Source organism: Massilia luteola (genome assembly GCF_034420155.1).
In the GTDB taxonomy this organism is placed as follows: Bacteria; Pseudomonadota; Gammaproteobacteria; order Burkholderiales; family Burkholderiaceae_D; genus Telluria; species Telluria luteola.
Window position 1 is genome coordinate 36,903 of sequence record NZ_JAXOFN010000020.1, and the last position, 13,766, is coordinate 50,668.

8 protein-coding genes and 1 pseudogene are annotated in these 13,766 nt (G+C 67.1%); 8 read left to right on the forward strand and 1 reads right to left on the reverse strand.

Annotated elements, in window-relative coordinates; all coding sequences use genetic code 11:
- The first annotated feature begins 241 nt into the window (after positions 1-241).
- The gene (aroG, locus tag U9J41_RS19395) at positions 242-1,303 is read left to right on the forward strand and encodes a 3-deoxy-7-phosphoheptulonate synthase AroG (protein ID WP_322403808.1); all 1,062 of its coding nucleotides are present in this window, start codon (positions 242-244) and stop codon (positions 1,301-1,303) included.
- Between the two features lie 144 nt (positions 1,304-1,447).
- Here the strand turns inward: aroG and U9J41_RS19400 are convergent, their stop codons facing one another.
- Positions 1,448-4,219, reverse strand: coding sequence for a TonB-dependent receptor (locus U9J41_RS19400; RefSeq protein WP_322403809.1), 2,772 nt, complete (start codon positions 4,217-4,219; stop codon positions 1,448-1,450).
- Between the two features lie 332 nt (positions 4,220-4,551).
- Between U9J41_RS19400 and U9J41_RS19405 the strand changes: the two genes are divergently transcribed.
- From U9J41_RS19405 to rluB, 7 genes and pseudogenes are all read left to right on the forward strand, one after another.
- Complete coding sequence (locus U9J41_RS19405) at positions 4,552-5,490, forward strand: ABC transporter permease (RefSeq protein ID WP_322403810.1); 939 nt, start codon at positions 4,552-4,554, stop codon at positions 5,488-5,490.
- Positions 5,487-6,512: an ABC transporter permease gene (locus U9J41_RS19410; protein ID WP_322403811.1), complete on the forward strand. Its 1,026-nt coding sequence runs from the start codon at positions 5,487-5,489 to the stop codon at positions 6,510-6,512. The genes U9J41_RS19405 and U9J41_RS19410 overlap by 4 nt, the downstream gene beginning before the upstream one ends.
- Complete coding sequence (locus U9J41_RS19415) at positions 6,509-8,206, forward strand: ABC transporter ATP-binding protein (protein WP_322403812.1); 1,698 nt, start codon at positions 6,509-6,511, stop codon at positions 8,204-8,206. The genes U9J41_RS19410 and U9J41_RS19415 overlap by 4 nt, the downstream gene beginning before the upstream one ends.
- 58 nt (positions 8,207-8,264) lie before the next feature.
- The gene (locus U9J41_RS19420) at positions 8,265-9,218 is read left to right on the forward strand and encodes a VTT domain-containing protein (RefSeq protein ID WP_322403813.1); all 954 of its coding nucleotides are present in this window, start codon (positions 8,265-8,267) and stop codon (positions 9,216-9,218) included.
- Between the two features lie 209 nt (positions 9,219-9,427).
- Complete coding sequence (locus U9J41_RS19425; protein WP_322403814.1) at positions 9,428-10,483, forward strand: glucokinase; 1,056 nt, start codon at positions 9,428-9,430, stop codon at positions 10,481-10,483.
- 407 nt (positions 10,484-10,890) lie between these two features.
- Positions 10,891-11,484 (forward strand): annotated as a pseudogene (gene scpB, locus U9J41_RS19430) (SMC-Scp complex subunit ScpB); the annotation flags it as partial.
- A 99-nt stretch (positions 11,485-11,583) separates the two neighbouring features.
- On the forward strand, positions 11,584-13,710 hold the full coding sequence (gene rluB / locus U9J41_RS19435; protein WP_322403890.1) for a 23S rRNA pseudouridine(2605) synthase RluB: 2,127 nt from the start codon (positions 11,584-11,586) through the stop codon (positions 13,708-13,710).
- Positions 13,711-13,766 lie beyond the last annotated feature (56 nt).

Genomic DNA, 13,766 nt, shown 5'->3' on the forward strand with positions numbered 1-13,766 from the left:
GCCAACGTTGATGCAATGTTGTTATAGTCAATCGACCATTCAGGAACCCACATGCGCCACGCCGTTTTCTTTACCTTTTATTTTTGGTTTAGCCATTCCAGCCCAACGGCGGTGGAGTAGCGGCAGGTTCACGCAGTAACAGAACAGAGTCCGACACAAAAATCCAAAAGACCGCCGAGCTGGCGGTCTTTTTTTTTACGGCCCAGAATTTTTAATCATCAGATCAGAACGGAGAACAGCAATGCCCCGCACCGACGACTTACGCATCCGCGAAATGAAGGAACTGACGCCGCCCTCGCACCTGATCCGCGAATTCCCGGTGACCCCGGAGGCCGAGCAGACCGCGTCGCAGGCGCGCCTGGCGCTGCATCGCATCCTGCACGGCCAGGACGACCGCGTGATGGTCGTGATCGGCCCGTGCTCGATCCACGATCCGAACGCCGCCATGGAATACGCCCGCCGCCTCGTCGAGCAGCGCCACCGCTTTGCCGGCGAGCTGGAAATCGTCATGCGCGTCTACTTCGAGAAGCCGCGTACGACGGTCGGCTGGAAAGGCATGATCAACGACCCGTACATGGACAACAGCTTCCGCATCAACGACGGCCTGCGCATGGCGCGCGAGCTGCTGCGCGACATCAACGAGCTGGGCCTGCCGGCCGGCACCGAATTCCTCGACGTGATCAGCCCGCAATACATCGCCGACCTCATCAGCTGGGGCGCGATCGGCGCCCGCACGACCGAGTCGCAGGTGCACCGCGAACTGGCGTCGGGCCTGTCGTGCCCGGTCGGCTTCAAGAACGGCACGGACGGCAACCTCAAGATCGCGGCCGATGCGATCAAGGCGGCGTCGCAGCCGCACCACTTCCTGTCCGTGACGAAGGGTGGCCACTCGGCGATCGTGTCGACCGCGGGCAACGAGGATTGCCACATCATCCTGCGCGGCGGCAAGGCGCCGAACTATGACGCGGCCAGCGTCGAGGACGCCTGCAAGCAGCTCGCCGCCAACGGTCTCGCGAGCCGCCTGATGATCGACGCCTCGCACGCCAACAGCAGCAAGAATCCGCAGAACCAGGTGCCCGTGTGCGCCGACATCGGCGCCCAGATCGCGGGGGGCGATACGCGCATCGTCGGCGTGATGGTCGAGTCGCACCTCGTCGGCGGCCGCCAGGACCTCGTGCCGGGCAAGGAACTGACGTACGGCCAGTCCGTGACGGACGGCTGCATCGACTGGGACACGAGCATCGCGGTGCTGGAAAACCTCGCGGACAGCGTGCGCCGTCGGCGCCTGCGCGACGACGCCTGAGTCCGTTCGTGGTGCGGTTGCGTCACACGTGGGCGGCCCTCCGCCCACGCGTGACGTGACGTTCGCAACGTGTTGGCGTTACGTAAAAAAACCGCCGCCGGCTGCGAGCCTGCGGCGGTTTTTTCATTGCTTGCGTTCAGCCGATCAGAACTGGTAACGCACGCCAGCCTTGAAGAACCGGCCGATGGCGCCGCTGGCGTCCATCGGGTTGTAGCTCATGCCGCCGTAGGTCAGCGGGTCCAGCGGTGCGATCTTGTCGAACAGGTTCGAGATCGAACCGTAGACCTGCAGCTGCGGCGTCACCTGGTAGCGGGCCGACAAGTCGAGCGTCGTGAACGACGCCAGGCGGCAGTCGCCCGGCGCCGGCGCACCGTTCGCGAACTGCGAGGCGCACTTGTCGCCGGCGAAGTACACGTTCTGCATGTCGGCGCGGTAGTTGACCGTCGCGGTCACGTTCAGGTTCTGGCGGTCCCAGGACAGGCTCGTGCTGATCTTGTCCTTCGGCGTGCCGGCGCAATCCGACGTATCGCAGTTGCCGTGCGTGCCGGCGTACTGGTAGCGCGTGCCGTTCTTCTCGGCGCGCACCCACGACGCGACGTGGGTCCAGGTCAGGCCCAGCGTGGCGCGGCCGTAGTCGCCCAGGCGGAAGCGCTGCTTGACGTCCAGGTCGATGCCCTTGACCTCGGTGAAGCTCGAGTTCTGGTACGGCGCCTTCGACAGCAGCAGCGTGCCCGTGTTCGGGATCGCGACGCCGTTCACGACGAGGTTGTTGTCGTTGCGGATCGCGGTCGGCAGGGCGGCCGCCTCGACGTACGACAGCGGGTTGATCTCGTTGCTGCGCTTGATCTTGAAGGCGTCCAGCGACAGCGCGGTGCCGTCCAGCGGATCCCACACCATGCCCAGCGTGTAGCCCTTCGATTTCTCCGGCTGCAGGTTCGGGTTGCCGACCTTGACCGCGCCGATCGAGATCGCGCAGTCGGCCTGGGTGGCGCCGCCGGCGGCCGGGGTGCCGTTCGGGCAGCGGATCGGATCGCGCACGGACGAGCTGCCGGTGCTCTGGCTGGCCGCGCTGAATTCGGCCGGACCCGGGGCGCGGAAGCCTTCGGTGTAGGTGCTGCGCAGCGCGAAGGTCTTCAGCGGCGTCCACTTGATGCCGAATTTCGGCGTGGTCGACGAGAAGTCCTTGTATTTGTCGTAGCGCACCGCCGCGTTCAGTTCGACCGTCTTGACGACCGGCGCGGCCACTTCGAAGAACACGGCCGAGACGTTCTGGTCGCCGTTGGCGGCGACGTACGACGCGTTGATCGAACCGTCCTGCGTGCCCGACAGCGACGGGTTGTCCAGCGACTGGTGGCGGTATTCCGCGCCGACCGCCAGGCCCAGCGCGCCGCCCGGCAGTTGCATCAGTTCGCGCGACGCCTTGAAGTCGAGCACGTCGAGTTCGGTGGTCGAGTGCGACACGGCGTTCGTCACCATGGCCGCGTACAGCGAGGACGGGTTCTTGCCGGCCTGCGTGCCGATGTAGTAAGGGAAGTACTTGCTGGCCGGATCGCCCAGCGCGGCCTGCAGCACCTTCATGTTGATCATGTTGCTGTAGTTCAGGTCCAGCGTCGATGCCGAGTGCGTGAGGCCGGTATCGAAGTCCCAGCCGGCGACCGTGCCTTTCAGGCCGAACACGAAGCGCGAGAATTCGTTGTCGGCCGAGCGGGTGCTGGGGCCGACGTCGAACATCGAGTAGCGCAGGCGCACGGCGGCGCCGTACGGGTTCTGCGGGTGCCGGGCCGAGACCAGGATCGCGTTGCCGTAGTTGATGACGCCGGTCGGGCTGGCGGCGTTCGGCGGGAAGGCGACGGTGGAGCTCGTCGCCGGCGGGGTCAGCGTGAATTCGGTGTCGCGCTTCGAGTAGCCGGCTTCGGCGTAGAACTGCAGGCCGCCGTCGAGGTTCCTGGTGAAACGGCCGTAGAAGTTCATGCCGCCGATCTTCGGCTGCATCGAACGGAACTGGTCCTGGTACCATAGGCAGCCGCCGGCCGGGTCTTGCGCGGCGGTGACCGAGAACTGCGCGCAGCCCGGCAGCGAGACGTAGTTGCCGGTCTTCGGATCGCGCAGCGCGCCGGTCGGCGTCGGGCTGGACGCGCCCGGCGTGATGTAGCCGCCCGCGAACTGGGTGTTGGCCGCATAGCCCCACGGACGGATGTCGCCGTGGCCGATCCAGGCGCGGCCGGCGCGGTCCTTGTTCAGCAGCGCCGAGTTGCCGTAGAACTCGGCATTGACCATGACGTTGTAGCCGTCTTCGTCGAGGTGGCCGCGGCCCCAGGTGAGGGCGGCCTTGCCGGTGCCGGCGTCGTGGTAGCGCGATTCGCCCGCCTCGGCCTTGAAGACCGTGCCGACGAAGTCCTTGCGCAGGATGATGTTGACCACGCCGGCGATCGCGTCGGCGCCATAGGTCGACGAGGCGCCGTCCTTCAGGATCTCGATGCGCTCGACGGCTTCCATCGGCACGGTCGACAGGTCGGTGAAGCTCTTCTGGCCGTCGTCGGCGCGGGCGAACGGCGCCATGCGGCGGCCGTTCAGCAGCACCAGCGTGGACGTGGCGCCCAGGCCGCGCAGCGAGATGGCGGTGGAGCCGGCGGCGAAGCCGTTGCCGAAACCGGTCGGCAGCGAACCGGCGCCGTCCGAGGTCAGCGTCTGCAGATATTCCGCGACGGTGCCCTTGCCGGACTTGGCGAGGTCTTCACGGCTGACCACCTGCACGGGCGACGCCGTTTCGGCGGTCGCGCGCTTGATGCTGGAACCGGTGATTTCGACACGCTGGATCGGCCCTTGGGCGTCTTGCGCCATGGCCGGTGCAACACCCAGCGCCGTGTAGGCGAGGGCGAGCGTCACTGCTTGTGCGATAGCTTTCTTTTGATGCATTACAACTCCAAATGGTGCTTCGATGGCAAGGCTAAACATCGGCGCATTCCCGATTCCGTGCAATTTTGGTATGTGTATGCCGGACTGGGCTGTCTCATGATGTAGTCTCTCTCTGGGTAGCCAAAAAACTACTGTTTTATTTTGGCAACGCATCAGACCACCGGTGCGTGCAATGTGTCAATACGAGCGCAATGCATATTGCGTAAATACCACATCCGCTCATTTATCAACTCATCCGTTTGGTTATGGCCCCATGACATCTTTTCCCGGCCAAGGCGGCGCAATCTGGTCTATAGTTCCGAACGCGTTCGATGAATCACCCGGGAATCCCGATGTTTGCTTATATCCTGCGGCGCCTGTGGCAGATGCTGCCCACGATGGCCGGCGTCGTCGTGCTGGTGTTCGTGCTGTTCAACTGGGTCGGCGGCGACCCGTCGTACCTGTTGGCGGGCAAGATGGCCGATGCCCACGCCATCGCGAACATCCGCGCCCAGCTGGGACTCGACGCGCCGTGGTACGTCCAGCTCGGCATCTTCGTGAAGCAGATCCTGACCTTCGACTTCGGCAACGCCTGGGCGACGGGCGAGCCGGTGTCGCACATCATCGCCACCCGCCTCGGGCCGTCGTTGACGGTGCTGGTGCCGCTGACGGTGCTGGAGACGTCGATCGGCATCGCGCTGGCGCTGGCCATCGCGTTCGTGCGCGGTTCGCTGACGGACCGGCTGGTGATGGTCGCGTGCACGGTGGGCATGTCGATCTCGATCCTCGTCTACATCATCGTGTTCCAGTACGGCCTCGCCTATAAACTGGGGCTGTTTCCCGTGCAGGGCTGGGGCGAGCACTTCACGGAAAACCTGCTGCGCTACGCCACGCTGCCGATCCTGATCGGTCTCGCCGTGTCGGTGGCGCCGACCCTGCGCCTGTTCCGCAGCTTCGTGCTGGACGAGGTGGGGCAGGACTACGTGCGCACCGCGCGCGCGAAAGGCCTGCCGGAGCGCCGCATCGTGTGGGTGCACGTGCTGCGCAATGCCGCGATTCCCATCATCACGTACGTCATGGCCAACCTGCCCGCGCTGCTGATCGGCGCCTTCCTGCTCGAGCGCTTCTTCGGCATCCCCGGCATCGGGCGCGAAGTGATCCTCGCCGTCGAGCGCAGCGACTTCCCCGTCATCAAGGCGATCACGGTCTACGTCGCCGCGGCCACGATGGTGTTCAACCTGCTGGCCGACCTGATGTACCAGGCCGTCGATCCGCGCGTGCAGCTCAAATGACGGCGCACGCGCTGCACCATCCGGCCGTCTCTCCAGGCCTGTGGACGCTGGCCTGGCGCCGCCTGCGCGCCGACCGCGTCGCGATGGCGGCGCTGGCCGTCGTGTGCCTGTACCTGGCGTCCGTCGTGCTGGCGGCGACGGGGCTCGTGGCCGCCGACTGGGAAGACGAAGTCGCCGTCAACTACGCGCCGCCAACGTTCATCGGCCCCGACCCGGCGCTGGCCGCGCTGGCGCAGCCGCAGCGCCCGGTGCCGCCGAACGCGTTCGATCCGCTCGCGGCCGACATCGCCGACCTGCGGGCGCAGCTGGCGCGCCACGGCCATGCCGCGCATGCCGCCAAGCGGACCACGTTGCCGTTCGGCGCCGACAAATGGGGCCACGACATCGTCAAGAAGACGATCAAGGGAGGGCAGACGTCGATCGTCGTCGGCCTCGTCGCCGCGTTCGTCGCCGTGCTGCTCGGTACCGTGTTCGGCGCCTTGTCCGGCTTCTACGGCGGGGCGGTCGACGATCTGTTCAACTGGTTCTACAGCGTGTTCACGTCGATTCCGTCGATCCTCATGATCCTCACCGTGGCCGCCGTGCTGCAGACGAGGGGCGTGCTGACGATCGTGCTGATCCTCGGGCTCACCGGCTGGACCGGGCCGTACCGCCTGATCCGCGCCGAGTACATCAAGCACAAGGCGCGCGAATACGTGATGGCGGCCGATGCGATCGGCGCGTCCGGCTGGCGCAAGATGTTCGTCCACATCTTCCCGAACGTGTCGCACGTGGCGCTGGTGCAGATGTCGATCCTCGTCGTCGGCTTCATCAAGGCGGAAGTGATCCTGTCGTTCCTCGGCTTCGGCGTGCCGGTGGGCGTCGTCTCGTGGGGCAGCATGCTGAACGAGGCGCAGAATGAACTCATCCTCGGCAAATGGTGGCAGCTGGCGGCGGCCGCCAGCGCCATGGCCATCCTGGTGACGGCGTTCTCGCTGTTCGCCGACGCGCTGCGCGATGCGCTGGATCCGAAACTGAAATGAGCGACCCGACTCCCCGGCATCTGCTCGAGGTGCGCGACCTGCGCATCTCCTTCAGGACCGACAAGAAGAACACGTTCGAGGCCGTGAAGGGCATCTCGTTCAGCCTGCCGCTCGACGCCACGGTCGCCCTCGTCGGCGAATCGGGCAGCGGCAAGTCGGTCAGCTCGCTCGCGGTGATGGGCCTGCTGCCGGCGGATACCACGATCATCCACCCCGGTTCCTCGGTCCGTTTCGACGGCCGCGAGCTGCTCGACCTGTCCGTCGGGGAGCGGCGGCGCCTGTGCGGCAAGGACATCGCGATGATCTTCCAGGAACCGATGTCGTCGCTGAACCCCGTGTTCACGGTCGGCTTCCAGATCGGCGAAGTGCTGCGCCTGCACCTCGGCATGGACAAGCGCCAGGCGCGCGCGCGCACGCTCGAGCTGCTGGATGAAGTGGGCATTCCCGATCCGGCGCACAAGATCGACGCCTACCCGAGCCAGATGTCGGGCGGCCAGCAGCAGCGCGTGATGATCGCGATGGCCATCGCCTGCGAACCCCGCCTGCTGATCGCGGACGAGCCGACGACGGCGCTGGACGTGACAATCCAAAAGCAGATCATGGACCTGATCGCGGCCCTGCAGAAGCGGCGCCGCATGGCCGTGCTGTTCATCACGCACGACCTGGGCCTCGTCGGCGAGATCGCGGACCGCGTGATCGTCATGCGCCACGGCGAGGTGCGCGAAGAGGGCGCGGCCGCGCAGGTGCTGGGCGACCCGCGCGACGCCTACACGCGGGCGCTGCTGCATTGCCGGCCGCCGCTGGATGCGCGGCCCGTGCGGCTGCCCGTCATCGACGATTACCTGAGCGGACGCGCGCAGCCGGGCGCCACGCTGCCGCAGCGCACGCGCGGCTATGCGGCGGACGACGAGAACATCCTCGTGGTGAACGGCCTCGCCAAGAGCTTTTATCTGCGCGAGGGCCTGTTCGGCAAACGCGAATTCAAGGCCGTGAAGGACGTGTCGTTCACGCTCCCGCGCGGCAAGACGCTGGGCGTCGTCGGTGAATCGGGATCCGGCAAGACGACGGTTGGCCTCACGCTGCTGCGCCTGCACCGCGCCACCGGCGGCAGCGCCATGTTCGACGGCCGCGACCTCGTGGCGATGAGCGACGCCGAGTTCCAGGCATATAAACGGCGCATCCAGATCGTGTTCCAGAATCCGTACGCGTCGCTGAATCCGCGCTTCACCGTCGGCCAGATCCTGCTCGAGCCGATGCGCATCCACCGCATCGGCAAGAACGATGCGGAGCGTACGGCCCACGCGCGCCAGCTGCTCGAGCGCGTCGGGCTCCCGGCGCATGCGTTCGAGCGCTACCCGCACGAATTCTCCGGCGGCCAGCGCCAGCGCATCGCCATCGCGCGCTGCCTGACGATGAAGCCGGAGATCCTCGTGTGCGACGAATCGGTGTCGGCGCTCGACGTGTCGGTGCAGGCCCAGGTCCTGAACCTGCTGCAGGACCTGCAGGACGAGTACAAGATGAGCTACATCTTCATCTCGCACGATTTGTCGGTGGTGAAGTACATCTCCGACCGCGTGATGGTGATGCACCACGGCAGCGTGGTCGAAATGGCCGATGCGGACGAGCTCTATCGCAATCCGCAGCATCCCTACACGCAACAACTGCTGGCCGCGATACCGGGGTCAGAGCCCTGATGTTGGAAATTGCCCAAAACCGGGCTCTGACCCCGGCGTTTTCCGCTACCATACGGGGATGACCCAGCTCTCGCACCTGCTACACGTCTATGGCGTCCTGATCGTGTTCGGCACCGTCCTGCTCGAACAGATCGGGCTGCCGATTCCCGCGTTTCCGGTGCTGATCATCGCCGGCGCGCTCGCCGTCGACGGCAAGGCGAACTGGCCGTTGTATCTGGTGGTGTCGGTGCTGGCCTGCCTGATCAGCGATTACTTCTGGTTCCGCGCCGGCCGCCATTACGGCAAGCGCATCCTGCGCCTGCTGTGCAAGATTTCGCTGTCGCCCGACTCCTGCGTCAGCCAGACCGAGGACAATTTCAGTCGCTGGGGCGCGAAGTCGCTCGTCGTGGCCAAGTTCGTTCCCGGCTTTAACACGATCGCGCCGCCGCTGGCCGGCGCCATGGGCACGACGACGAACCGCTTCATCTGGCTGTCGATCGCCGGCGGCCTGCTGTGGAGCGGCGTCGGCATGGGCCTGGGCGCCTGGTTCCATGGCAGCGTGGACGACGTCATCGCCTGGTTCGAGACCATGGGCAGCACGGCGCTGATGGTCATCGGCGTCCTGCTCGCGCTGTTCGTGTTGTTCAAGTACATCGAGCGCAAGCGCAACCTGGGCGCGGCCGACCTGCCGCGCATCACCATGGACGAACTCAAGGACCTGCTCGAAGGCGGCCACGATCCGCTGATCGTCGATGCGCGCGGCGTCACCGCGCGCCAGCTGGAAGAGGGCATTCCGGGCGCGCTGGTCTATGGCGATGCCGTACCCGAACGCCTGATGGCGTCGCTCGACAAGGAGCGCCACATCGTCATTTATTGCTCCTGCCCGAACGACGTCACCTCGGCCCAGGTCGCCAAGGAATTCATCAAGAACGGCTTCCACCGTGCGCGCCCCCTGCGCGGCGGCCTGGACGCCTGGAACGATCACTGCGCCGCCGGCCAGGCCGACGTGGCACTCAAGCCCAAGGCCGGCTGAGCGGCCCCGGCCCCGCGCCGGCCGCGTGGCATCGATCAGTCCGCACGTTTCGCAAACTTCCACGGTTGGTAGCTCGACTACTCAGTAAGCGTGGGAAGTTTTACGCAAATTCCCCCGGATTTGCGGTCCGATGTACCTAAACTACAATAAATGCTTGCGCTGCAGCCAAGAAATCCTTAAGCTTGAGGAATCTGTTTCTTAGGCCTGCCATGATCGTTTCGCCCGTTGCCATCGTCGATCCGTCCACCGAACCGCGCCTGGACAGCGCGCGCCACGCGAGCCCGCGCCTGTTGGCCGATATCGGCGGCACCAATGCGCGTTTTGCGCTGGAGACCGGGCCCGGCAGGATCGAGTCGATCGAAGTCCTGCCCTGCGCCGCCTACGCGACGCTCGCCGACGCGCTGCGTGCCTATCTGGCATTGCCGGCCGTGGCCGCCGCCGCCGGTGTCGTGCGCCATGCCGCGATCGCCATCGCGAATCCCATCGTCGGCGACTTCGTGCGCATGACCAATCACCACTGGGCGTTTTCGATCGAGGCGCTGCGCCTGGAATGCGGCTTCGACGAGCTCGCCGTCGTCAACGATTTCTACGCGCTGGCCATGGCGCTGCCGCACCTGGCGAACGCCGAAAAACGGCAAGTGGGCAGCGGCGCGCCGGTGGCCGGCACGCCGATCGGCCTGCTCGGCGCTGGCACGGGCCTGGGTGTGTCCGGCCTCGTTCCCGCGGAGAACCTGCCGGCCGGCGCAAAGCCGAGCTGGACCGCGCTGCGCAGCGAAGGCGGCCATGTGACGTTTGCGCCCGCCAACGAGACCGAAGTCGCGATCCTGCAATTTGCCTGGCGCGAATTCGGGCACGTGTCGGCCGAGCGTTTCCTGTCCGGTGCCGGCCTGGAATTGATCTACCGCGCGCTGGCCCACCACCGGGGCGTCGCGGCCGAGGCGCTGGATGCGCCCGAGATGACGCGTCGCGGCCTGGCCGGCGCATGCGCGCTGTGCGACGAGGTCATCGAGGTCTTCTGCGGCATGCTGGGCACCATCGCGGGCAACCTGGCCGTCACCTTGGGCGCCCAGGGCGGCGTCTACATCGGCGGCGGCATCGTGCCGCGCCTGGGCGAGCGCTTCGCGGCCTCGTGTTTCCGGGCCCGGTTCGAACAGAAAGGCCGCTTCGTCGGCTATCTGGCGCAGGTGCCGACCTATGTGATCACGGCCGAATACCCAGCTTTAGTAGGTGTTTCGGCCATCCTGACGGACCGCCCGGGCGTGTAATTCCGGCCGCCGCGGCCGCGTTGCGCAGCGCGGGATGCCTTTTCCCGCTTTTATCGGGTACAATGAACGGCAGTTGGAAGAAACGATGTCGTTCGCTTAGCCCAGCGCGCCAGGAGCCTCGCCTCCAGAGCCCAGTCTCCCGATGGTGCCGGCAGCCCCGTTTCTCTTGAAATCAACCGTTTGCGGACCACTTACCGGTGGGCCGCCCCGTGGCAGGGCGCAACCCCCCACGGTATCCCGCCCGGTATTCCAAGCCGGGTTATGGAACCCCGTTTCAAAGCGTGAAGTCTCAGCCTGGCGGCCGCGCGGCTGGCAATGTTGGCCGGCGCTCCTGGCCGGCCGCGTTGGACGGGTTATGTTTGATGGTTCTGGCATCCAGAGTTGCACACTCCGCTGACGACATCGTTATGAACACTGATGAGGCCAAGAAGGTCCTCGAGACCGCCTTGCTGTGCGCGCGCGAGCCGATGACGATCCACGCCATGAAGAAACTGTTCGTCGACGCGGACAGCGCCGGCCGCCCCATCGGCGCCGGCGTCGGGTCGGATACGATCAAGATCCTGCTCGAGGAATTGCGCCAGGATTGGCAGGATCGCGGCATCGAGATCGTGAGCCTGGCGTCGGGCTGGCGCTTTCAGAGCCGCCCGGAAATGAAGCCTTACCTGGACCGGATCGCGCCGGAAAAACCGCCGAAATATTCGCGCGCGACGCTGGAAACGCTGGCGATCATCGCCTACCGCCAGCCGGTGACGCGTGGCGACATCGAGGAAATCCGCGGCGTGGCGGTGAATTCGCAGACGATCAAGATGCTGGAAGACCGCGGCTGGATCGATGTGGTGGGCCACCGCGAAGTGCCCGGGCGTCCGGCGCTGCTGGGAACGACGAAGCAGTTTCTCGACGACCTGGGGCTCGCCGCGCTGTCCCAGCTGCCGCCGCTGCAGCAGGTGGCCGATATCGGTGCCGGGCGCAGCCTGGAGGCGCTGGAAGCGGCCCTGCAACAATTTGACGACACTTCACCCGTTGAAGTCCCGATACACGACCAAGCGCTCGCGTCCAACGACTGATCGTCGCGCCAGGTCAGCAAAACCAAGAAACGAATGATGAATCCAACTGACATGAACGAGACGATCCCTGCCGAGGCAGGACTGGAGACGGCCGCCAAGCCGAAGCGCCGCACCGCGAAGCCGAAGGCGGAGGCGGTGGCGCCTGAGACCGCGGCGCCTGAGGCTGCGCAGCCCGGGGCCGAGGCCAAGCCGAAGCGCACGCGCAAGACGGCGGCCCAGAAGGCGGCCGAAGCCGCGCCCGCCGCCGACAGCCCGGCCGCCGCCGCGCCTGCCGCCGCCGCGCCTTCCACCGAACCTGCGGCCGCACCGGCGCGCAAGCCGCGCGCCCGCAAGGCCGCCGTTGCCGACGCGGCGCCGGTTGCCGTCGAGCCTGCATCGGCACCCGTCGCCGTCGCCGTCGCCCCGGCCCCGGCCGCTGCCGCGCCCGCCGAACCCGCGCCCGCCCAGGCAGGCGACGGTGCCGGGAGCCAGCGCAAGCCGCGCGGTCCGCGCCAGATGCGCGAGCAGCGCCAGCAGCGCGACGCGCGCCAGCCGGCACGCGCCGAGGAGCAAAGCGCCGCCCCGGCCGCCGACGCGGCCCCGGCCGGCGTCGATGCCGCGCCGGCGGAAACCGGCCGCAACGAGCAGCGCCGCGACCAGCGCGGCGGCAAGCAGCAGAAGAAAGGCCAGCAGCGCGGCCAGCAGGCGCAGGGCGGCCAGAACGGCCAGCAGCAGGCCGGCCAGAACCCGGGCCAGAATCCGGGCCAGAAGCAGCAGGGCAAGAACAAGAACGCCAGGAACAATGCCGCGCCGGGCAAGGGCGGCAAGGGCGGCAAGGGCAACGACGCGGATGCCGTGTTCTCGTTCGTCACGTCGGACGCGTTCGACGCCAACGACGGCGGCCGCGGCCAGCACCAGGCGACCAAGGCCCGGCGCGACCTGACGGCCGAGGACGACGCGCCGAAGCTGCATAAAGTGCTGGCCGAAGCCGGCCTCGGTTCGCGCCGCGACATGGAAGAGCTGATCATCGCCGGCCGCGTGTCGGTGAACGGCGAGCCGGCCCACATCGGCCAGCGGATCCTGCCGACGGACGCCGTGCGCATCAACGGCAAATTGCTGCAGCGCCGCGTGAACAACAACAAGCCGCCGCGCGTGCTCGTGTACCACAAGCCGGCCGGCGAAATCGTCAGCGCGGACGATCCGGAAGGCCGTCCGTCCGTATTCGACCGCCTGCCGACCATGAAGACCGGGAAATGGCTGGCCGTGGGCCGCCTCGACTTCAACACCGAGGGCCTGCTGCTGTTCACGAATTCCGGCGACCTGGCGAACCGCCTGATGCACCCGCGTTACAACATCGACCGCGAATACGCCGTGCGCACGCTGGGCGAGCTGGAAGAAGGCATGCGCCAGAAGCTGCTGGCCGGCGTCGAGCTGGACGACGGCACGGCATCGTTCACCAAGATCGTGGACGGCGGCGGCGAAGGCGTCAATCGCTGGTACCGCGTGGTGATCGGCGAAGGCCGCAACCGCGAGGTGCGCCGCATGTTCGAGGCGGTCGGCCTGACCGTGTCGCGCCTGATCCGTACCCGCTACGGCGCCATGACCCTGCCGTCGGGCCTCAAGCGCGGCCGCTGGGAAGAGCTGGAAGAAAACGACGTGCGCCACTTCCTCGACGCCTTCGGCATCGAGAAGAAGGGCGGCAACGGTGCCGGTGCCGGCGCCGGCGCCGGTAAGGGGCAGTCCAAGGGTCAGGGACAGGGCGGCAAGGCGCGCGGCGCCGACGACGCCGACGATATCCGTTCGAACGGCAACCGCATCGATCGCGCCGATGCCAATCGCAACGTCGATCCGTTCGGTCCGCCCGTGGTCCGTGTCGGCACCGGTCGCGAAACCGGCATCCTCGGGAACGGCCGCGCGCCGCAGGGTGGTGGCGGCAATCGAGGCGGCCAGGGCGGCGCGCAAGGCGGCGGCAAGCGCGGCGGCCAGGGTGGCCGCGGCAACGCCGCCGGCGGACAAGGCGGGCAGGGCGGGCAGGGCGGACAAGGCCGCGCCAGCGCCAAAGGCCCGCGCCAGCCGGACCCGCTGCAGACCACGTTCGGCTTCGCCGGCAACGGCCAGGCCCGCCGCGGCCAGGGCCCGCGCGTGAGCGATCACGGCATGCCGCGGCGCGGCCGCCGCGGCTGATCGATCGCCTCGGGACGGCGCGATCAGCCCGTCCCGGCACGGTCATGCCGCGCGAA